Below are 21,860 nucleotides of genomic sequence, written 5' to 3' on the forward strand. Positions count from 1 at the left end.
GGTTGATGAATCCAACATCAATATCCCTTGCCATGAAACCCACCTTTTTCATCTTCCAACTCCTCACGTCGCTCGCTTCTTTGCACGCCGCCGATGCCCCTGACGGCGCGGATGGCTGGAAAGCACAGCTCATTTTCAAAGACTACTGCGTCGAGTGTCACAACGAAAAGAAGCATAAGGACAAGCTGCTGCTGGATGATATTTCGTTCGCGCTCGACTCGGTGGAGACGGCGGATCGGTGGCAGAAGATTTCGAATCAAATCAACTTGGGCGAGTTGGAAGCGGAAATAGAGACCTGCTCATCAATCAGCTCATCAGCGTCTCAATGGAACGCAAGCTGCTGAACCAACTTTATGTCTTTGATTTCGTTCCCGGCGATCAACATATTGTCGCAGAACGGCTGGCAGAAATGGACAAAAGCATCGCCGGCATCAACTCCGCGATCCGAAGCGCCAAGGAGATCTTGCCCACATTGACTGAGTCCGAAGTGCTACTATATACCCCGGCGTGTGCAGGTCGAGGGCGAACTCAAGGCCATCGAGTAGCTGGTGAGGCTGCGGCAATTTCACCCAGGTTCTCTCCTTGCCACAAAGGCGTTTTATTTGTGAAGACAGCGCCCAGCCTCAATCTCGCCGTCAGCACTTTCTTTGTTTCCCTTACAACAAACGCGGCCCCGCCACCCGCCACACATCCAGCGTAAAGCCCTGGCCGTTGTCGAAGGGCTTCACATCGCCAGTCACCTGCACCACAGGATGCCGCACGGTAGCCAGGCCATGAGCGCGGTAGGCGGCAGCAAAGATTTCGCATTCGACGATGCCGGTGCGGTCACAGATGGAGATGAACTTCATCGGCTGGCCGTCCTGCTGCAGGTGGGAGCGGCTGACGATGATGAGGCCGCAGATAGTCACGCGCTGGTACTTGTAGTGGTGTAGTTCGGAGATGGGGCAGTAGGTGCGCCAGTCCACATTCGGGAAGCGGTCCAGGGGATGCCCCGTGACGGTGTAGCCCAGCAGCTCCGCTTCATCGTCCAGGCGTTGTTGCAGGCCCGGCTCTGCGCGGAAGGTGGCGCGCAGCTTGTGCTCTTCTCCTTGGCTGAAGAGCCAGCCTTCGCCCGCCTTGCGGTCATGCGTGCTGTGCAGGCAATGCCAGAAGTGCGCTGTGCGTGAGGGTCCAAAGCCGTCAAACGCTCCGCAGCGGATGAGGTTCAGCGCCTCCTGCCCTTCTGGCTGCACACGCTCGCAGAAGTCCCGCACACTCGCAAAAGGCTGCAGCGCCAGCTCCATGCGCCAGCGGAACAGCATTCCCTCGCTCAAGTCCTTGATGCAGCGCAGAGGGACACGAATGGCCTTGCCCCGCGATGCGGTGGGCGTCCCGTGCGGAGTGTCCGATGCTTCCACACGGAAGCCATCGCCGGCGATGTTGACGCAAGGCAGCAGAAACCCGATGCCCAGGCGGCGGCATTCCAGGGTATAGACCAACGGGGAGTAGAAGCCCCTGCCGTTGGTGAGCACGGCAGCCAGAAACTCTGCCGGGTGATAGTGCTTCATGTAGGCCCCTTGATAGGCCTCCACGGCGTAGGCGGTGCTGTGAGCACGGCAGAACGCATAGCCCTGGAAACCCGCCACGAGTTCCCACACGGCGGCAATCGCTTTGTCCGTGCGCCCTCGCTCTCGCGCTGCGGCGATGAACTCGGCGCGCACCTCCTGCACCTTGCGGGCGTCCAGCTTCACCAGCGCACGCCGCAGCACATCGGCCCGCCCCGGAGCCAGACCCGCGAACGCTTCGCAGATTTGCAGAATGTGCTCCTCATAGGCCACCACGCCAAAGGTGGAGCGCAGCACAGGGGCCAGGCTCTCGTGCGTGTAGGTCACAGGCTCCAAGCCCTGCGCACGGCGGGCAAACTGCGCTTTCTTCAATCCATTCGCAGCGCCGGGACGAATCACCGACACGATGGCCACGAGGCAGTCGATGTCCCGCACTCCGGCCATGCAGGCGAGGCTCGTCATGGCGGGGCTTTCGATGTGATGCACCCCACGGGCGTTTCCGCTGGCAATCATCTGCCAAACGCCTGAATCACTCCACGGGGCCGCATCGTGCGTGCGGGCGGGGGATTCGGTGCCTCCAATGCCGCCAACCTCCAGCGCCGCGAGATCGACATGCTGAGCCGTTCCCCGCAGCTCCGCCTGTGCGTCCCGCAGCACAGCGAGCCCGCCCTGCGCCAGGATGTCCAGCTTGATGAGTCCCACGGCCTCCACAGCATCCATGTCAAAGTGCGTGGTAGGCCAGCCCTTGGCACTGGTGAAGGTGGGGGAGTGGTCCCGGATGGGATCACGCGAGAGCACTACGCCGCAGGGGTGCATCTTGGCATAGCGGGGGAAGCCATCCAGCCGACCCGCCATGAGCAGCGCCGTGCGCAGCGGCTCCTCCTGCCAAGGCAGGTCTGCGCACTCCTGGGAGAGCGCCACCGCATCGGCCACATGGCTGGCATCTGTCCACGGCAGATGCTCGGTAAGGCGGCGGATTTCGTTTTCCGCCACGCCCAGCACCTTGGCCACATCCGCCACGGCGGCCCGCGCCTGAAAGGTGTTAAACCCGCCCACAATGGCCGCGTGCTCTGGCCCGTGCCGCGAGAGCAACAGGCGCACCACGTCGTCCTTGTGGTCATGGGCGAAGTCGATGTCGATGTCTGGCAGCTTTTGCAGCGCCATGCGGTCCCGGTTGAGAAAGCGTTTGAAGTAAAGCTCGAAGCGGATGGGGCAGACATTCGAGATGCCCAGCGCATAGCACACCAGCGAATCCGCCGCGCTGCCTCGGGTAATCCAGCCGATGCCCTGCGCATGGCATTCTTGCAGCATGTCCCACACGGTCAGAAAGTAGTCCTCGTACCCCACCTCCGCGATGATGGCCAGTTCTTCACGTAGCTGCGCTTCATGCATTGGTGCCTTGCTGCCATAGCGCCGCTGCAGGCCCTCATGCGCCAGCTGGTGCAGCATAGCGGCAGGCGTGCTGCCATCTCGCGGCAAGTAGCGGGGAAAGCGTAGGGTTTTGAAATCAAAGGCAAACTCGCACTGCTCCGCGATGTCTCTCGCCGCCTGCATGGCCGCTGGCGTGAAGCGTTGCCCCCACTCTCCGGGGACATGAAAGGCGAAGTCTCCGCGCCGCTTCTCCGGGTGCCGCTCATTGAGCAGCGTGAGCGTCTTCATACTTTGCAGCACGTTGAAAAAGGACAAGTCCTCCCGGCTCCTGTATCGGATCTCAGGCAGCGCCACGGCCTCGCTATCGGCAGGCACGATAAGCAGCCCCTCCGCGTGCTCGTGCAGCGCGGCAGGTGTGACGGGGGCGGAGAGCAGGCGGCAGAGATTGCGATACCCCTGCACATTCTGCGCATAGGCCAGCATTCTGCGCTTCTGGCAGGTCAGCTCCGCGCCGATGATGGGCTTGATCCCCGCCGCGCTCGCCGCCTGAAAGAACGGCACGGCGGCATAGAGCCCCGGATCAGTGATGGCCACGGCAGGCACGTCATGCGCGGCGGCAGTCTCGATGATGGCCGGGATGGTCAAAGCCGAATCCATGAAGCTGAAACAGCTCCGCACATTCAGCGCAGGAACGGCCCGGCAGTCTGCCGGAGTCCGCACGATGACCTGGTCCGTGCTCGGGCGCTCTCGCAGCACGCGGTTCGTGGTCTGCACGGTCTGGCCTGCCACAGGTTTGGTCTTGGGCAGCAGTTCGCGCCCCGTGTTTCCGTTCATCTTCAGCCACAGGTCATGCCCGCGCATGACGCTATGGCCGCCATGCCGCAGAGCATCCACCACACCCGCCAGCTTGTACCACTGGCAGCGCACCATGTCCGCAGGCTCCAGTAGCAGCACCGAGAGCAGGCTGGCTTCATACACCTTGCTGAATTTCAGCCCCACCAGCCGCACGCTCACGCGCCTTTCCCACGCTCTTTTCAGCAAGCCGGTGATGAGGGGATAAACATCGTTTTCCAGCGCCGTGGGCTCCTCCAGTGTGGTGGAGCGCTGCACCTCGTCCATGTCGTTGTATCGCAGCCGCAGGGTCACGCTACGGATGCTCTTCCGGTCATTCCTTACTCGCCGCATGAGAGAATCCGCCATTGCCCGCAGCCGGGCCAGGATGAAGGCTTCATCGGTGGTGTCGGCATTTAAGGTTTCCTGCTCGCCGTAGCTCTTGGCCTCTGGTGGCTCGCAGATAACGGGGCGGGGATCAAGCCCCAGCGCATAGCCATGCAGGGCGGGGGCTCCTTTGCCCACCAGCAGCGCCAGCTCCTCCACGGGTGTTCTGGCAATGTGCTCAATCTGCCGCAGGCCTGCCGTGTTCAGCGTGGTGGATAGTTGCGGCCCCACCGACGGCAGCCATTTGTTTTCCAGCGGCCACAGAAAGCCCTGCTCGTGCCCCGGTGAAATCTCAATGAAGCAGTGCGGCTTGCGCAGCTTGCTCGCAATCTGCGAGACGAGCTTGTTGCTGCCCACGCCCACGGAAACCGACAGCTTGAGACTTTGAGCTATCGCCCGCTGCATCTTTTCCGCAGCGCTCCCCGCCCGGATATGCCGTGCCCCGTTCAGGTCCAGGTAGCATTCATCTATGGAAGCCTGCTCCACCAGGGGCGTAAAGTCATACGCATAGCTGAACATCAGCCGCGAAAAGCGCTCGTAGAGGTCAAAATTGCACGGCAGCACGATCAGGCCAGGACAGAGTTTCTTAGCCTTAGCGGTGGGCATCGGGGTATAGACGCCCATGCGCCGCGCCTCATAGCTGGCAGAGGCAATGATACCGCGCCGCTCTCCGCCCACGGCCACCGGACGCCCGCGCAGATGCTTGTCCGCTGCCTGCTCGGCAGAAGCAAAGAAGGCATCGGCATCAAAGTGCAGAATCACGGCTTCTTCAGGGCTTCAATGCTGGGCAAAAGCTCCATCAACATGAGAGGGCAAAAGTTGCCATAGTTCGCATTTTCAGAAGAGAGTGAAGTTGCGAAGACGGGATTCATTTCGGCAGCCGCAGCAGCCCCACCATCACCCCCTGAATCACCAGCTCGCGGGCCGGGATGAGATCGGGGTACTTGGGATTCGCGGCCCGCAGATACGGCACGCCATCTTTGAGCACGTAGCGCTTCAAGGTGGTTTCCCCGTCGATCAGCGCAGCCACCACATTCCCATGCTTGGGCTCTCTAAACTCCATGATGACAATGTCACCCTCCAGAATGGCAGCATTGCGCATCGAGTCACCCCGCACCTTCAGGGCAAAGGTGCGCGCATTCCCCGGCAGGCTGAAGGTTGAGGGGTCAATGTCCACACAGGTATCAATCCTACCCTCCTGCACCTCGGGGCTCCCGGCGATGATGCTGCCTAGTAGCGGCACTTGCTGGCGTATCCAGGGGTGAGTATCGGCGTGCCAGAGCACGGCCAGGACTTGCAGGTTGGGCAGGAATTTCATGCTGTTCTAAAGAACAGTATTTAAAGCTGTCGCAGTTTCAACCCCTGACTTAAAAAGCTGATCGGGTAGCAAAATCGGCGAGGAGGTATCAGGCCGGTTGCCAGTAGCTTGCTAGGAGCCTAGAGCCATCCTCGCTATACCACTGCCACCCCAGCGGCTCTTGGATCGGCAAAAGGCAACCATTTGATGGCTGTTTTGCGGATGCTGCGGACGGATCAAGGCACCAATTGTCGCCCCAGCCTCATCGGGAAATCACAAGTTTACACGATGCCCAAGAAATCGCGGCCGCAGTCAATAAGCGCATCCTGGCATTACACGCCTACACAGCCTGCGGCCCGGTCTCATTGACATAAACCCACGATCTCATTTCTCCTCGATCCAACACACACCAGGAGGGTCCCACTCATCGAAATAACGTGGATTTTTCTCCCAGCGTTTTCGCCAAGAGGGACTTTGCATATAAAGCTCGATCTGCTTTTGCCTCGATCTTTCTCGCCGGTCCAAAAATTCCGGTGTGAAGGAAACCCTCAAAACCTGGTCGTAGAAGTTTTCGTTCTCCAAGGGTATCCAACTGTCCCACTGGCTGTCGAGCTGGATAAAGCCGCCTGCTGTCATGGGATACACCTTGCCTTTTCCTTCCGGGATGTCGTGATTGCCATGAACGGCAGCCATGATCTTGAAGTTCATCATCGTGATCACACGCTCATGAGGCAAATCAGTCTGTTGCTGGCGTGCTGTAGCAAGCTTGTCCATTTGGTCCAAATTCATGTTCCTAGAGATGGGACGTCAACCCGCTTTATGTCCGCTGAGAGTCTTTGATGGATTGTGCAGACGATGAAAGGGACCGTCCTGCCTTCGTCAAGGGGTAGTAGGCGGCTGCGTGTGAACGGCGAAGTCCTTCCCAATGCTCTGGCGTGTTTTTGCCAGGTAGAACCGACGGGCCTCATCCATGTCCTGCCGCAAGGAATCAAGCTCGGACAATGTCAACAGATCGGAAGGTTCCGAAATGGCAGGCTTCGGACTCGGCGATGCCGTAACCGCGTCTGAAGCGCTATTGGCAACTGCATTTGATGGTTCAATATTTTTCACGAAGTCGTGCGATAGTTTCCAGGTTGATAATCCACCTGTGTTCGGTCGCCAAAGCAAGCATTGCCGGGGGCGAACTGAAGAGTTGCCGTAAATCCGCAGCGCCTTAGCTAGCGCCTCTGCTGCCGTCGCCCGCCCAGCTTTGCGAACGGATCTGAGATCGCAGGCTTAGCGTCTGCTGCGGAGATAGGGTTAGCTCGTCCATTTTGGTCTGCATAGCCCCGGAAAGGCTGAACCGCCATTGCATTGAGTTAGCCGCCGTGAAGATTTGCCCCAAGCCTGGCAAGAACCCATGCAGCCAGCGCTTGGACAAAGATGGAACATGGCGAACAACGGGGGAATCTGTTCCCATAATGTTCCCAGAGAGAGCGTTTGTTACCTTATTTTTTCATAAACCACTCTCTTTGAGAGTGGTGCGCAGGGAGGGGATCGAACCCTCGACCAATTGGTTAAAAGCCAACTGCTCTACCGCTGAGCTACCTGCGCATCCCTGAATAAGGGGGCGGGTATGTATTCATAAGTCAGGGTTGCGCAAGCCAGAATATGCCCCGGAGCGGACTTTCTGCACCAAAACGCCCAGATCGCTTTCAGGTCTTTTCACTTGAAAGGCATGGATGCCGCAGCTTTGCGCCCCTCCGAGATCGCAGCGTACATCATCGCCAATGTGCAGCGCCTGCCCCGGCTGGCAGCCCGCAGCCTCCAGCGCTGTCTCAAACATGCGCGCATGTGGCTTGGCCGCTCCCACCTCGCTGGAGATGACCACCCCATCAAAAAAGCGCAGCAGGTCATGCCCTCCCAGAATGCTGTGCAGACGGCGGTCAAAGTTGGACAGCACCAGCAGCCGGTGATCCCGTGCCAGATCCTCCAGGGCGGGCAGCACATCATCAAACACGTGCCAGGCCTCGGCTTTGGCAAAGTGCCGGTAAAGCCCGTCAAACAGCTCGTCCAGCACGCTTTCCTGCAGCGGCGCCCCATGCACCCGGCCAAAGACATCGCCCACCAGCGTGCGCCACCATCCGCGGTCATCGTCCGCAGACGGCTGCCCCACCGGGTACAGCGGCGGCGGTGTCTGCTTCCACACTGCGCGGAAGGCCTGCATGAGGGTCTCAGGATCAGCCTCGATGCCCAGCTTCTGCGCATGCTGCGCATAGGTCTGGCCCACGGACTCTGCAGGCCGGATCAGCGTGCCTGCCGCATCAAAAAACAAGGTGCTCAGTGCCATGACATCATAAAAAAAGGGAGCGGCTTCGCAGCCGCTCCCCTGGAGAAATCAGATAGAATTACTTGGAAGCCGTGACCGGATTCTTCGGGTTCTTGCCAGCGGTGACTTCCTGCTCAGGCTCGACGGGGATCTGAGGCAGGCGGCAATGCCAGCTGGAGCCGGGAAGAGCATAGCCGGGGCTCAGTTCGTTCAGGCTGCCCACCATGTAGGGCTTGGGCTCAGGAGGAGTGATGATGTCCACAGCACCAAAGAGGCCGCGGCTGACAGCGTCTCCGTAGGAGTACATGGCGCTCTGATAGACCTTCTTGGTGGCCACCATGCCACGCTGCACAGTGCCGGTCACATAGTCAGGCCAGCGGCGCAGGGCGCGGGCACCGAAGGTGGCGCCGTCGTCGATGGTGTCCATGCCGTAGTCGGTGTAGCGGTTGGCTTCGCGATAGACGACGTCATCAGCGCGGAACACCACGTTTTCTCCCATGTTGGTGTAGTCGCGAGCCTGGCGGTCGGCCACTTTGCCGATGCCGTTGCTGACGTCATCCACGCCGTCGGAGACTCCGTTCACAGCCAGATTGGTGCCCTGGCTGACATAGGACAGGCCTTGGTTTGCGTTCGGAGCAGCAATGCAGGGCACGGCAGCCGTAGGACGAGAATTGGTCTTTACGAAGGTGCAGGATGCGAGTGTGGAAAGCAGAACAAGGGGCAGGAGCAATTTCATAGAATAAGGGGCGATTCTGTCGGAAAGTGGGTCAGGTTGTCAAAGCTAAAATCCGCCAATCGGTTTTAAATTCAATCTGAAAGGCAGCATCAGCTTGAAAGACACTTCTCATCAGGTCGTTATCGCGCCATCCCCCTCCCCCACGCGCCCTCATGAAGCTGAATCCCCTCTGCGCCCTCCTTGCCTCGCTCGCCACCTCGGCTCTCATGGCCCAGGCAGCCCCCGACCTCCAGGCCACCGCAGCCAAAATCGACGAACTCGTCAATGCCAAGCTGGCCAAGGAGAAAATCCAGCCCAACAAGCCCGCCAGCGACGAGGTCTTTGTGCGTCGTGTGTATCTGGATGTGGTCGGCCGCATCCCCACCCTGCATGAGACCACCGAGTTTCTCAAAAGCAGCGACACCGACAAGCGCGCCAAGCTCATCGAGAAGCTCCTCGCCAGCGACGGCTATGTGCAGAACTTCTACAACTACTGGGCCGACATCCTCCGCATGAAGAGCCAGATGGTCGGCGGCGGCCAGAGCCTGCCCGCCTTCTACGGCTACTCCCGGTGGCTGAAGGACAGCCTGCGCGAAAACAAGCCCTACGACCAGATGGTGCGCGAAGTGGTGACCGCCGACGGCAAATCCTATGAGAATGGTGCCATCGGCTTTTACATCCGCGACTACAACATGCCGCTGGATAACATGGCGGTGACCACCCAGATCTTTCTCGGCACCAGCATGGTCTGCGCCCAGTGCCACAACCACCCTTTCGACAAGTGGACCCAGATGGACTACTACCAGATGGCCTCCCACACCTACGGGATGACCAGCACCAACGGCCTCACCAACCCGCTGCTGGCCCAGGCCATCTACGGCGGCGGCGCTGCTAAAAACAAGAGCAACCGCTACGGCGGTGCCGTTTCCAAATTCCCCCTGCCCAAGGGCATCGAGCGCAAGGATGTAGGCCGCGCCATGACCGAGATCTTACGCCCGCTGCGTTACAACACCGTCCTCGATCAGACAGATAAAAAGCCGCTTTTCCTCCCGCACGACTACCAATACACCGACGCCAAGCCCAAGCAGAAAGTCTCCCCCGTTATTCCCGCCTCCTTCAGCAAGGACGGCAGCATCGTGAAGGACGGCGTCAAGCCCGTGGACTCCTACGCCGCCTGGATGACCAGCAAGGACAATCCCCGCTTCACCACCGTGATTGCCAACCGCCTGTGGAAAAAGCTCATGGGCCAGGGCATCATCGAGCCTGTCGATGAGATCACCGACAGCACCGTGCCGAGCAATCCCGCACTCATGTCCTTCCTGGAGGACACCATGAAGGCGGCCAACTACGACATGAAGGTGGTCCTGCGCGCCATCCTGAACTCCCAGGCCTACCAGCGCGAGGCCTACACCAAGGACGTCGAACTCGGCGAGATCTACCACTTCCCCGGCCCCCTCCTCCGCCGCATGAGCGCCGAGCAGATCTGGGACAGCATGGTGGCCCTCTATAAACCCAACGCCGACCAGCCCAGCATCGCCACCAAGGTGGAGGCCGAGGTGGCCCTGCGCCGCGTCGAATGGCTGGACCGTGCGCTGGAAAGCATGACACCCCAGCAGCTGCAGGAGTGCACCATCAAAGTGGCCCAGAAGCAGAAGGAACTGGCCGCCGAAGTGCGCGCCGCCCAGGAGAGCATGGAGGCCGCCACCAAGGCCAAGGACGAGGCCGCCATCCGCAAAGCACGGGATCTCATCAAGAACCAGCGCAAGCACATCGACGAAGCGGTGGACGCCGTGGTCTATGACGCCGGGTTCAAGCGCTTTGCCGAACTGGCCCGCGAAGGCAAGCTGGCCGAGTTCACCAAGGACGAAGACTTTGCCAAGGAAGTGGCCGCCGTGCTCAAGCTGAAAAAGGAAGGTGAAGACCTCAGCATGGACGAGGCCCTCGCCATTCTGGCCAAGCAGCGCCGCGCCAAGCTCACCGAACTGGCCAAGGCCCGCTATGCCGCCGATGCCCAGCGCTTTGCCGTCGATGACAAGAGCGAAAAAGCCTCCCTCACCGCCTGGGAAAACTTCCGCGACACCTACATGCTCCGCGCCGCCGACCTGCGCAGTCCTGCGCCCAACGGTCACTTCCTGCGCGAATTCGGCCAGAGCGACCGCGAGCTGGTGGAAAATGCCAATGACGACGCCAGCGTGGGCCAGGCCCTCATGCTGCTCAATGGCAAGGTCTTCGGCAACCTGATGAACCGTTACACCGTCATCGCCCGCGCCATGGACCGGGCCAAAGCCGAAGGCCCCGAGGCAGTTATTGACACTGTCTATCTCAGCCTGCTCAGCCGCAAAGCCACCCCCGAGGAACACGCCCTGCTCAAGCCCATCGCCGACAACGCCGACGCCACCGACCGTGGAGACGTCCTCTGGACCGTGCTGAACACGAGGCAGTTCTTCTTCATTCAGTGAGTTGCCCAGTTGCGCCGCAACTGGTCTGGGAACTCCGGTTGCGGCGCAACCGGACTACTTTACGCGATCACGCCCTTCACCACCTCTCCCGCAATGTCCGTGAGGCGGAAATCCCGCCCGGCGTAACGGTAGGTCAGTTTCAAATGATCCAGCCCCAGCAGGTGCAGGATCGTCGCGTGCAGGTCGTGAATATGCACCTTATCCACAGCCGCGTAGTAGCCGTAGTCGTCCGTGGCACCGTAGGCCGTCCCGGGCTTGCTGCCGCCACCGGCCAGCCACATGGTAAAGCCGTGCGGGTTGTGGTCGCGGCCATCGCTGCCCTGCGCCACCGGCGTGCGGCCAAACTCGCCACCCCATACCACGAGCGTGTCGTCCAGCAGTCCACGGGATTTGAGATCTGCCAGAAGTCCGGCGATGGGCTTGTCCACCTCCGCCGCATTCTTGGTGTGCCCTTTGAGAAGATCGCTGTGCTGGTCCCACTGCACAAAGCTGTCGCTATGCGTCACCTGCACAAAGCGCACGCCGCGCTCGGCGAAGCGCCGCGCCATCAGGCACTGGCGGCCAAAGTTGGCCGTCACCGGGTCATCCAGGCCATACATCTTGCGTGTGGCCTCGGTTTCACCTGAGATGTCCTGCAGCTCCGGCATGGTGGACTGCATGCGGTAGGCGAGCTCAAAGGAATTGATGCGAGCCTCCAGCGCCGCATTGGCCCCGGCCTGCTCCAGGTGCGCGTGGTTCATCTGCGACACCAGATCCAGCTGCGCGCGCTGCATCTCCGGGGAGAGCATTTTGTTGTGAATATGTCGCACCACCGCCTGGTCTGCCGGGATGCTGGCGTTTCCCAGCGGCGTGCCCTGGCAATGGGCGGGCAGGAAGGCGGAGCCCCAGTTGTTCACACCGCCGTGGGCCAGTGTGGGGCAGATGGTGATGAAGGCCGGAAGGTCGGTGTTTTCCGTGCCCAGCCCGTAGCTGACCCACGAGCCCATGCTCGGACGCACAAAGGTGTCGCTGCCTGTGTGCAGCTTTAGCAGCGCGCCTCCGTGCGCGGGATTGGTGCCATGCATGGAGCGGATGACGCAGAGGTCGTCCACATGCTTGGCCACATGCGGGAAGAGATCGCTGACCGGCAGGCCGCTCTGGCCATACTGGCGGAATTTCCACGGCGAGCGCAGCAGATTTCCCGTCTCGGCAAATTTCACGCGCGGCAGCGCAAAGGGCGGCGGCTTGCCGTTGTCACGGTCCAGCAGCGGCTTCGGGTCAAAGGTGTCCACCTGCGAGGGTCCGCCCTTCATCAGGAGAAAGATCACGCGCTTGGCCCGGGCCGGGAAATGCGGCTGCTTGGGGGCCAGCGGATCCACCACGGCGGCCTTGGCAGATTCGAGGCCCAGCACCCCTTGCAGTGCCAGATAGCCAAAGCCCGCGCAGGAACTGCGCAGCATCTCACGGCGGCTGAAGGACGGCAATGGAGACGAGGATTTCATCACTGCTTTAACCTACGCACAAACCACGCCAGCTCTTGCTGGGCAGATGCCCGTGTCTGACGCTGCAACTTTCCCCCATCCGCTGCGTTTCAGCCGCAGCCATGCGTCTCCTCCTTCCAGTCCTCCTCGCCATCGCCCTGCCGCTGCACGCCCAGAAGGCTGGGAAAAACAAGCCCCTCATCAAGCTGACCACCACCGAGGTGGCCACCAGGGAGATCGTCTATAAGACCACGCCGCAGGGCGAGCTGAAGCTGCACGTCTTCTCTCCCAAAGGCGAGGTGCAGGCAGCGGTGCTGCGGCCCTGCGTGGTGTTCTTCTTTGGCGGCGGCTGGAAGAGCGGCTCGTATCTCCAGTTTGTGCCACAGTCCGAATATCTGGCCAGCCGCGGCATCGTGGCCATCAGCGCGGACTACCGCATCCTGAATGTGCACAAGACTTCGCCGGACAAGGCGGTGGAGGACGCCAAGAGCGCCATCCGCTGGGTGCGTGGCCATGCGGCGGAGCTGGGCATCGACCCCACCAAGATCATTGCCGGCGGTGGCTCGGCAGGCGGACACCTCGCGGCCTGCACGGCGCTTGCCTCGGCCTATGATGCGGAGGGCGATGACAAAAACATCTCCGCCAAACCCAACGCCCTGGTGCTTTTCAATCCGGCCATGAACATCGCCACGCTCTTCAAGCAGCGCAGCACCGGCGAAGGCCCCATGACGCTGGAGATGGCGGAGGCCATCACGCCCAACAACTTTGTCAGCAAAGACACGCCGCCCGCCATCCTCTTCTTTGGCACCGCCGACAAGCTCAAGGAAGGCGGCGACGAGTATGTGAAGAAAGCCACCGCTCTGGGCCTGCGCGCCGAGATGTGGACCGCCGCAGACCAGCCCCACGGCTTTTTCAACAAAGAGCCCTGGATCCAGGTGACGGCAAAGAAGATGGACGAGTTCCTCACCTCCCTCGGCTACCTGGGCGGCGAGCCCACGATCAAACTGCCGGAGAACGCCCCCGCGCTGAAGCAGGAGAAGTAACCGGGGCATTCCTGCCCCGCCCCTATGAAGCAGGAGAACCAAGCGTGAAAAGCCGCGCGAGCTGCGTTTGTTTCCCGCAATGCTCACCGAATCCTCCCGCGCCGCCGATTTCCCCAGCCTCAAAGGCATTCATTACCTCAACACCGCCGCCGAGAGCATCCCACCTCTCTGTGTCAATGAAGCCGTGGCCGAGTACATGCACCACAAGTCCCTCGGCATGCGTGGGCGCGACTTCCACTTTCCACGCGTGGAGGAGTGCCGGGAGATCACCGCACGCCATCTCGGGCTGGCCACAGACGAGGTGTCCTTCTGCTCCTGCAGCTCCGAGGCTTACAACCTTCTGGCCAACGCGCTGCAACTGACGCCCAAGGACGAAGTCGTCGTTACGGATCTCGATTTCCCCGCCGGTGCCACGCCCTGGCTCACCGCGCCGGAGGCCTCACGCCCTGTCACACGACTGTGGAAAAATCGTGAAGGTGCCTTGGACCTCACAGACCTCGCTGCGCTGCTCAATGAACGCACCGCGCTGGTGCAGGTAAGCCTCGTGAGCTTCTACAACGGCCACCGCATCGCCTTTGCGCCGCTGCGCGACATGATCCGCAGGCTGGCCCCGCGTGCAGTCATCGCCGTGGATGTCACGCAGGCGCTCGGCCGCGTGGCGCTGGACTGCCAGGAGGCGGACATCATGATCTCCAGCACGCACAAATGGACGCTCGGCATCCATGGTGGCGGTGTCATCGGCATCCCGAAAAAATCCGCCGCACGCCTGACCACCCGCGCAGGCGGGTGGTATCACATCGCCAATGCGTTTGATGCCGACCGCTTTGAAAGCGCCCGGATCAAGCCCGGCGCTCTGAGCTTTTCCGTAGGCATGCCCAGCTTTGCCGCACTCTATGCACTGAATGCCTCGCTGCGCTACCTGGAGAAGGTGGGCATGGACAAGATCATCGCCCACGCCGACCCACTCGTGGCCCGGGTGCATGCGGGCTTGCAGGAGCTGGGCATCACCGCGCTCAGCGCCGCGCAGCCGGGCTGCTCCAGCGGCATCGTGGCTTTCAAACACGAAAACACCGCCGCCATCAATGACGCCCTGCTGGCGCAGAACATCCACGTCATGCACCAGGTGGGGCGCATCCGCATCGCCGTGCATGGCTACACCACCGCCGAGGACATCGAGAAGCTGCTGGCCACCCTGCGCAGCGCTCTGAAGTAGCACGGGCAATCCTGCCCGTGAAGAAGGCGCTCAGCGGCGGGCAAGATTGCCCGCACTACTCCAGACAGCCTTTTTTCCGTCCACCCCTTGCCCTGTTTCGCCGCCAGCCTATCCTCCGCCACCTTGGACTGGGAATCGCCAAAACTCCTCCTGCTCATCCTGCCCGCAGTCGCACTGCTGCTGTGGATCGAGTCGCGTTCATCGCATCCCATGTCCGCGCTGCGGAAGAGGCTGCTGCTCGTCACGCGCGCGCTCGGCGTCATGCTCGCGCTCGCAGCGCTGGCAGGCCCGGCGCGGGTGACGCAAACGGGCCGCAAGGCCCTGGGCATCATTGTGGATGCCAGCCAGAGCATGGGAGAGGAGGGGCTGAAAAAGGCGCTGGCCGAAGCCGACCGCGTGCGCTCGTCGCTTGGCGGCGGCATCGACTCCTTTGTGGTGCAGCTCGGCTCCGAGCCGGAGCTCATGCCCGCTGGCAGCACTCCTGACATGCAGTCAGCCTGGCAGACCCAGCACGGCGGAGACAGCCACTACGCCGCCGCTGTGGAGTATGCCGAGGCGCTTTTTCCACCCGGGGCCAGCCGGAACATCCTCCTCATCGGCGACGGGCACGAGACACGCGGCAGCCTGCTGGATGCCGCACGCGAGGCCGCAGTCTCCGGCATCAAGCTGCACGCCCTGCCCGTGGCCGGACCGCGCCGCCCAGATGCCCGACTGCTCTCCCTCACGCCCAACCGCACCCGCCTCTTTGAAGGCGCCAGCCTCAGCCTGAAGGCTGTCTTTGAGAGCACGCTGGAAGGCACCGGCACTCTGAAGCTCTACGAAAACGGCATCGAGGTGGAAAAGCGCCCCGTCACCCTCAAGCCCGGAGCTACACAAGAGATCGTCTTCAACCGCACGCCATCCACCCGCAACACCTTCCAGTACCGTGCGGTGCTCGAAGGCGTGCAGGGAGACACCCTGCCCGGCAATGACAGCGCGCTGGCCATCGTGGATGTGCGCGGCCGCCTGCGCCTGCTCTACATCGAGTCCGACGCCGCCGAGGGCCGCTACCTCATGCAGGCCATGGAAAAGGAGGGCATCGAGCTGGACATGCGCCAGCCCGGCAATCTGGCGCTCAGCTTTGAGCAGCTCGGCGGCTATGATGGCGTGATCCTTTCCGACGTACCCGCCCATCAGCTCGGCGAGCCGCTCATGAACGCGCTGCACGACTACGTCGATAAACTCGGCGGCGGCTTGATCATGCTCGGCGGTCCGGGCTCTTTCGGCGTCGGCGGCTACTACCGCACGCCCATCGAGGAGGTGCTTCCTGTTCGGCTCAAGGCTCCGGATGAAGAGGAAAAACAAAGCGCCGCCGTGGCCATCGTGATGGACCGCTCCGGCTCCATGGCCGGTGAAAAGCTGGAGATGGCCAAGAGCGCCGCCATCGCCACAGCCGAGGTGCTGGGGCACAATGACTCCCTCGGCGTCTGGGCCTTTGACTCCGAGGCGCACGTCGTCGCACCGATGACGCGCCTCACCTCCACCAATGCAGTCTCCGGCCAGATCGCCGCCGTGGCTTCTGGTGGCGGCACCAATCTGCAACCCGCCTTTCAGCTCGGACGCGAGGCCCTGCTGCACACCAAGGCGCGCGTGAAACACATGATCATCCTGACCGACGGCCAGACTGCCGGCACCGGGTACGAACAGCTGGCCACGCAATGCCGCGGCGAAGGGCTCACGATTTCCACCGTGGCCATCGGCGAGGGCTCACACGTGGCGCTGCTGCAGGCCATCGCCTCCAGCGGCGGCGGGCAGTCCTACTCCACCATGGATGCCAGCAGCATCACCCGCATCTTCACGCAGGACACCCTCATGCACACCGGTCGCATGATCCGCGAGGAGCCCTTCATCCCTGAGCTGAAGGAGAAAGATCCCATCCTGGCAGGCTTTGAAAAATGGGACTCGCCCACGCTGCTCGGTTACGTCAAAACCACACGCCGCACCTCCGCACGCGTGCCGCTCGTCACCGAAGCCGGAGACCCGCTGCTGGCACACTGGCGCTTTGGTCTTGGCAAAGCCACCGCCTTCACCTCCGATGCCAAAAGCCGCTGGGCCTCGCTATGGATCGCACGCTGGCCGGGCTATGGCCGCTTCTGGTCCCAGGTGCTGCGGGAAACCGCCCGCGCCCCTCAGGGCCGCCTCATGGATCTCTCCACCCGCATGCAGGGAGATGACGCACACATCAGTGTCGATCTGCTCTCTGATGCCGGCACCCGCGCCAACAATGCCGCCGTCACCGCCGAGGTCTTCCACGTGGCCGCAGACGCGCTCGGTGCACCGATGAAAAGCGTGCAGAAGCTCACCCTGCGGCAGGATGCCCCGGGCTCCTATGAGGGCGACTTCAAACCCACCCTGCCCGGCGTGTACCTCATCCGCGCACAGAACGGTGCTGAGATGGTGACCACCGGCCTCATCCACAATCCCTCCACCGAATCCAGCCTCGGCACCGTGAATGAAGACCTGCTCAAGGAAGCCGCCCACACCACCGGCGGCGACTACCTGACCGCCGGCCAAAGCCTGCCAAACCTGGAAACCACCAAGGCCGTGCAGTACGTGGAGCTCTGGCCCGACCTTCTCATCTTGCTCCTCTTCCTCTTCCTCATCGACACCGGCATCCGCCGCTGGGAGCACGTGCAGGGATTGTGGCAGCTGCTGCCGGTGAAGAGGGCGTAGAACGAACCTCCATGTTCGGTCTCCATATCATGATTTTCACCATGCGCTTCCGAACCTCAGCGCCAGCTTGAGAATGGAATTATGATAGCGCAGCAAAGCAGTCTCGCAGCCTCTGTTCTGATATGGAGTGCGGTCGCGGAGTGAGGAACGAACGCAGCTACCGCTTTCGCTGGCAGGACGGTTCACCATCACACCGTAGATCTTCTCGCCAGCATCCGCCCCCCCGGCACGCGCAGGCGGTGCATTTTGATGCAGATAACGAGACGCTCGAAAGCGGTGGCTCCGATGCAGGCTTGCGCCGTGCATCTGCGCGACCGCACTCCATATCAATCCCCACGCGTTTCTTGAAACGCCCCAAGAGCCTGAACAGCCACCATGGATGTTCGTTCTACGGCTCCAGCAGCGGCTCCACACGCTCACGGATCAGCCTCATCAGCTCCGCATCCATGAAAGGATAATCATCGGGTATATCCAGTACCTCGATGCGCAGATCCCGCACGATCTCCGGAAACATCTCCCGCAGCCTCCGCTTGTGCTCGTGCTCCATCACCAGCACCAGATCCGCCCACCGCAGCAGCTTCTCCGAAACCCGGCAGCGCGCCGAGGCGCTGGTGCCAGCACTCCGCACCTCCACCCGCGGATCATTCTGATACACCTTCTCCGCCGTGGGGCTGCGCCACTGGTTGCGGGAGCAGAGGAAGAGGATTTTCATGATGGTCCGGCCTTCGCCTCAAACGGCCGCCATTCAAACTCAATATCGTCAGCCTCGATCAACCAGCGGTCTCCACCAGCCCATTCGATCTCGTGCAAAAGATGACCATTCTCTGAGAGGCGAAACTCATCATAGCGCCAGTCATTCATGCCCTTCTCACAATTCGAAGACTGCACGCTGTAACGATAGAGACGCGGGTAGCGAAGATGAATCGTGCCATCGTGATAAGCACCGAGCAATCTGATCTCAAGGCTGCAGCATCGAGATGACTCGGCACCTGGATCAGATTCAATGATCCGGCATTCCTCAAGCCACGCATCGTGTGGACACTGATGAATGGAAAAATCATACCACTCTGCAGACAGCGCAAGCTTCAGCGCCCCCCGGTGGCATGCGATGTCTCTCTGCTTTCAGATACTCCTCGTAACGTTTCCAGTAGCCGCGAAAATCGTTCTCTCGGTTCTCTGAAAGCAGAAAAGACATGCACTAGATAGACTCACTTCCTCACCAGCAGACTCTGCCCCGTCATCTCCGCAGGCTGCTTCACGCCCAGCATGTCCAGCAGCGTCGGCGCGATGTCCGCGAGGCGGCCATTCGCAACAGTGTAGTCCGCAGAATCAGCCGAGACATAGATGCCGTGCACGAGGTTGGTCGTGTGCGCGGTATTGGGGCTGCCATCAGGATTGCGCATCAGCTCGCAGTTGCCGTGGTCGGCGGTGATGAAGAGCTTGCCGCCGAGTTCCAGCACCTTTTCCACGATCAAGCGCACGCCCAGGTCGATGGTCTCGCAGGCATGAATGCCCGCCTCGACGATGCCGGTGTGGCCCACCATGTCCGGATTGGCGTAATTCATGATGACGAGGTCGTACTTCTCCAGACGGCGCAGCACTTCAAAGGTGAGATCCGGTGCGCTCATCTGCGGCTTCTTGTCATAGGTGGGCACTTCCTTGGGGCTGATCGCCAGATAACGGTCCTCGCCCGGATTCGGCTCCTCCACGCCGCTATTGAAGAAGAAGGTCACATGAGGGTACTTCTCCGTCTCAGCAGCACGCAGTTGGGTCAGCCCTGCGGCGGCCACCACCTGGCCCAGGTTGTTGTTCAGGCTCTCAGTGCCGAAGATCACACGTGCGCCCAGCGCGGTGTAGTTGGCGTCGTACTCGGTCAGCGTGTAGTAGCCGGTCTTCGGAGTCACCTCGCGGTCAAAGCCGTCAAAGCCGGACTTCAGGAAGGCATCGCTCAGCTGGCGGGCGCGGTCGGCGCGGAAGTTGAACCACAGGATCACATCGCCATCGCGGATGCGCTGCTCGTTCGCGTTGGAGAAGATCATGGGCTGCATGAACTCATCTCCACGCGGGTCTTTCGGATACGCGGCCTTCACGGCCTCGCTGGGCAGATCGTTGCGCACTTCACCACGGCCGAGCACGATGGCGTCCCATGCCAGCTTGTTGCGCTCCCAGCGCTTGTCACGGTCCATGGCGTAGTAGCGGCCGATCACCGTGGCGATCTTGGCACCGCTGGGGGCCAGGTCCTTTTCCAGCTTGGCCATGTAGGCAGCACCACCGGTGGGGGAGGTGTCGCGGCCGTCGGTGATCGCATGCACCATCAGGTCACTCACGCCTGCGGCCTTGGCGGCATCGCACAGCGCCACGAGGTGGTCCTGGTGGGAGTGCACTCCGCCATCGCTGATCAGTCCCAGGAAATGCAGGCGCTTGCCCTTGGCTTTTTCAAAGGCCTCCACCAGCACCGGCATCTTGGCCAGTTCGCCGTCGCGGATGCACTTGTTGATGCGGGTCAGGTCCTGATAGACGATGCGGCCCGCACCGAGGTTCAGGTGGCCCACTTCGCTGTTGCCCATCTGGCCGTCAGGCAGGCCCACGTCCTCGCCGCTGGCGCTCACGGTGCCCATCGGGTAGGTGGCATACAGGCGATCATGGAAGGGGGTGCGTGCCAGCAGGGTGGCGTCGCCATTGGCTTCAGCTTGGGCTTTACCGCCGGGGTTGATGCCCCAGCCGTCACGGATGATCAGAACAACAGGTTTTTTGGTCATGGATAAGTGGTCAATGGGTCAAAGCCGGGGCGGCGTCAAGGGCGGCATCGTGGCAGCACCGCCCCCCAGGTGGGCTAAAAAAGGAGCACTCTTTTGACCACCCTCACCATTTCTTGCCTAAATCCCAGCCCTCCCCCCAGCCCGGATCGTCAGAAGATTTGCGCTCCGGCCCGACTGAGGGTATAAAAGGCCGCCCTTTCCCCGATACAGCCGTCATTCTCTCCATGACTTCCGGACTGAGACTCACCTTCCCCAAAGCCGTCATCGCCACCCTGGCACTCGCCATGGCCACGACGCCGTTTGACGTGACGCGTGCAGACGATGAGAAGCCCGGCTTCTTCAAAAAGATCTTCGGCGGTGGCAGCAAGACCGAAACCCCGCCCGAGCCGGAAAAGAAACCCGCGCCCAAGCCTGAGACGGAGAGCAAGCCGAAGCCCAAGGCCAAGCCCGCTCCAGAGCCCGAGAAGACCACCTCCAGCAAGAAGGCCGAGACCGGCAAAGCACCCCGCGTCATCATCACCACCACCGGCGGCAAGAAGGTCGAGATCGGCAAGAAATCCACACCGTCCAAAAGCACCCCCAAGAAGGAGGTCGCCAAGACGGAGACTCCCAAGTCCACCCCCGCTCCCCAACCCAAGGAGGAGCCCATCAAGGATGTGACGAAAAGCGCCGCCAGAGACGGCGACTCCAACGCCATGAAGGGCGAGTTCAAGGAGGACGATGACGACAAGCCCGCACCGGCAGACAAGTCCAAGACCGTGGAAGTCCTGCCCGCCAACGGCGGCTGGGAGATCATCAAGATCGGCGGGCGCGACTACGTCACCGCCGAAAGCATCCGCAATTTCTACAACCCCGTTTACGGCTTCACCACCTTCCGCATTCAGGGCACGCACTTCTGGCTCGGCTCCTCCAAGCTCATCCTTAAGGCGCAGATCGGCTCCCAGGAGATGCTGATCAACAACATCAAGTTCATCCTCAGCTTCCCCGTGCAGGAGTACAATGGCAAGGTGCTCTTCTCCCGCCTGGATCTCTGCAAGCTCATCGACCCCGTCCTCTACCCCAGCCACATCCAGAATGCCGAGTACTTCGACACGGTGGTTGTTGATGCAGGCCACGGCGGCCACGATGCCGGTGCACGCGGCGTTTACGGCTACGAAAAGGACTTCGCCCTCAAGATGGCCATGACCGTGCGCACAGCCCTCATGCAGCGCGGCTTCAAGGTCATCCTCACCCGTGCCAACGACACCTTCATCTCCCTCGGTGGTCGCGTCGCCATCGCCAATCAGACCCCCAAGAGCATCTTCATCAGCCTGCACTTCAATTCCGCCAGCACCTCCGCCAACGGCATCGAAACCTGGGCGCTGACTCCTCAAAACGCAGCCGCCACCATCAGCCGCGGCGGTGGTTACAATCTCAACGGCGTCACTGGCAACAAGCAGGACTCCGCCAACATCGCCCTCGCCACCGCCGTGCACGCCAGCGTGATCAGCCGCTTCAAGTTTGTCGATCGCGGCATCAAGCGCGCCCAGTGGAGCGTGCTCACCGGCTGCAAGCGCCCCGGCATCCTCTTTGAAGGCGGCTTCGTCACCAACGGCCCCGAGTGCCAGCTCATCGCCTCAGACACCTACCGCCAGCAGGTTTCCGCCGCCATCGGCGATGCCGTGCTCAACTACCGCAAGGCCCTCGAGTCTGCGATGGCCAAGCGCTGATCCCGTTCCATTTGGAGTGCGGTCGCGGAGCGAGGATCGAGCGCAGCTACCG

General features: G+C 61.6%; 16 protein-coding genes and 1 tRNA gene. 7 read left to right on the forward strand and 10 right to left on the reverse strand.

Annotation, left to right across the window (positions count from 1 at the left end):
* Positions 1–32 precede the first annotated feature (32 nt).
* Both HNQ65_RS13625 and HNQ65_RS13630 read left to right on the forward strand, forming a co-directional pair.
* Positions 33–344: a hypothetical protein gene (locus HNQ65_RS13625; RefSeq protein WP_184340098.1), complete on the forward strand. Its 312-nt coding sequence runs from the start codon at positions 33–35 to the stop codon at positions 342–344.
* The gene (locus tag HNQ65_RS13630; RefSeq protein ID WP_184340099.1) at positions 326–700 is read left to right on the forward strand and encodes a hypothetical protein; all 375 of its coding nucleotides are present in this window, start codon (positions 326–328) and stop codon (positions 698–700) included. Before HNQ65_RS13625 ends, HNQ65_RS13630 begins: the two co-directional genes overlap by 19 nt.
* Here HNQ65_RS13630 and dnaE read toward each other — a convergent pair.
* The 6 genes from dnaE to HNQ65_RS13665 all read right to left on the reverse strand — a co-directional run bounded on the left by dnaE (position 657) and on the right by HNQ65_RS13665 (position 8,474).
* Positions 657–4,895, reverse strand: coding sequence for a DNA polymerase III subunit alpha (gene dnaE / locus HNQ65_RS13635; RefSeq protein WP_184340100.1), 4,239 nt, complete (start codon positions 4,893–4,895; stop codon positions 657–659). The genes HNQ65_RS13630 and dnaE overlap by 44 nt on opposite strands.
* Positions 4,896–5,001: 106 nt before the next feature.
* On the reverse strand, positions 5,002–5,451 hold the full coding sequence (locus HNQ65_RS13640; protein ID WP_184340101.1) for a LexA family protein: 450 nt from the start codon (positions 5,449–5,451) through the stop codon (positions 5,002–5,004).
* Between the two features lie 363 nt (positions 5,452–5,814).
* Positions 5,815–6,219, reverse strand: a complete 405-nt coding sequence (locus HNQ65_RS13645) for a hypothetical protein (protein ID WP_184340102.1) — start codon at positions 6,217–6,219, stop codon at positions 5,815–5,817.
* 729 nt (positions 6,220–6,948) lie between these two features.
* Positions 6,949–7,023, reverse strand: a tRNA-Lys gene (locus HNQ65_RS13655).
* A gap of 28 nt (positions 7,024–7,051) precedes the next feature.
* The gene (locus tag HNQ65_RS13660) at positions 7,052–7,759 is read right to left on the reverse strand and encodes an HAD-IA family hydrolase (protein ID WP_184340104.1); all 708 of its coding nucleotides are present in this window, start codon (positions 7,757–7,759) and stop codon (positions 7,052–7,054) included.
* A 58-nt stretch (positions 7,760–7,817) separates the two neighbouring features.
* The gene (locus HNQ65_RS13665) at positions 7,818–8,474 is read right to left on the reverse strand and encodes a hypothetical protein (protein WP_184340105.1); all 657 of its coding nucleotides are present in this window, start codon (positions 8,472–8,474) and stop codon (positions 7,818–7,820) included.
* A 152-nt stretch (positions 8,475–8,626) separates the two neighbouring features.
* Between HNQ65_RS13665 and HNQ65_RS13670 the strand changes: the two genes are divergently transcribed.
* Positions 8,627–10,912: a DUF1549 domain-containing protein gene (locus HNQ65_RS13670; protein ID WP_184340106.1), complete on the forward strand. Its 2,286-nt coding sequence runs from the start codon at positions 8,627–8,629 to the stop codon at positions 10,910–10,912.
* Between the two features lie 59 nt (positions 10,913–10,971).
* On the opposite strand, the gene HNQ65_RS13675 is transcribed toward HNQ65_RS13670, so the two are convergent.
* On the reverse strand, positions 10,972–12,393 hold the full coding sequence (locus HNQ65_RS13675; protein ID WP_221306160.1) for a DUF1501 domain-containing protein: 1,422 nt from the start codon (positions 12,391–12,393) through the stop codon (positions 10,972–10,974).
* Positions 12,394–12,494: 101 nt separating this feature from the next.
* Between HNQ65_RS13675 and HNQ65_RS13680 the strand changes: the two genes are divergently transcribed.
* The 3 genes from HNQ65_RS13680 to HNQ65_RS13690 all read left to right on the forward strand — a co-directional run bounded on the left by HNQ65_RS13680 (position 12,495) and on the right by HNQ65_RS13690 (position 17,340).
* On the forward strand, positions 12,495–13,415 hold the full coding sequence (locus HNQ65_RS13680) for an alpha/beta hydrolase (protein ID WP_184340107.1): 921 nt from the start codon (positions 12,495–12,497) through the stop codon (positions 13,413–13,415).
* Positions 13,416–13,494: 79 nt separating this feature from the next.
* The gene (locus HNQ65_RS13685) at positions 13,495–14,628 is read left to right on the forward strand and encodes an aminotransferase class V-fold PLP-dependent enzyme (RefSeq protein ID WP_184340108.1); all 1,134 of its coding nucleotides are present in this window, start codon (positions 13,495–13,497) and stop codon (positions 14,626–14,628) included.
* Between the two features lie 87 nt (positions 14,629–14,715).
* The gene (locus HNQ65_RS13690; RefSeq protein WP_184340109.1) at positions 14,716–17,340 is read left to right on the forward strand and encodes a VWA domain-containing protein; all 2,625 of its coding nucleotides are present in this window, start codon (positions 14,716–14,718) and stop codon (positions 17,338–17,340) included.
* A gap of 388 nt (positions 17,341–17,728) precedes the next feature.
* On the opposite strand, the gene HNQ65_RS13695 is transcribed toward HNQ65_RS13690, so the two are convergent.
* The 3 genes from HNQ65_RS13695 to gpmI all read right to left on the reverse strand — a co-directional run bounded on the left by HNQ65_RS13695 (position 17,729) and on the right by gpmI (position 20,099).
* Positions 17,729–18,052 (reverse strand): low molecular weight protein tyrosine phosphatase family protein, encoded by a 324-nt coding sequence (locus HNQ65_RS13695; protein WP_184340110.1) that lies wholly within the window; start codon positions 18,050–18,052, stop codon positions 17,729–17,731.
* On the reverse strand, positions 18,049–18,201 hold the full coding sequence (locus HNQ65_RS13700) for a hypothetical protein (RefSeq protein WP_184340111.1): 153 nt from the start codon (positions 18,199–18,201) through the stop codon (positions 18,049–18,051). The genes HNQ65_RS13695 and HNQ65_RS13700 overlap by 4 nt, the downstream gene beginning before the upstream one ends.
* A 347-nt stretch (positions 18,202–18,548) precedes the next feature.
* Positions 18,549–20,099: a 2,3-bisphosphoglycerate-independent phosphoglycerate mutase gene (gpmI, locus tag HNQ65_RS13705; RefSeq protein ID WP_184340112.1), complete on the reverse strand. Its 1,551-nt coding sequence runs from the start codon at positions 20,097–20,099 to the stop codon at positions 18,549–18,551.
* Between the two features lie 224 nt (positions 20,100–20,323).
* Between gpmI and HNQ65_RS13710 the strand changes: the two genes are divergently transcribed.
* A complete protein-coding gene (locus tag HNQ65_RS13710) occupies positions 20,324–21,808 on the forward strand; it encodes an N-acetylmuramoyl-L-alanine amidase family protein (protein ID WP_184340113.1) in 1,485 nt (494 codons plus the stop codon).
* The last annotated feature ends 52 nt before the right edge of the window (positions 21,809–21,860 follow it).

The sequence above is a fragment of the Prosthecobacter vanneervenii genome (assembly GCF_014203095.1).
Classification (GTDB): domain Bacteria; phylum Verrucomicrobiota; class Verrucomicrobiia; order Verrucomicrobiales; family Verrucomicrobiaceae; genus Prosthecobacter; species Prosthecobacter vanneervenii.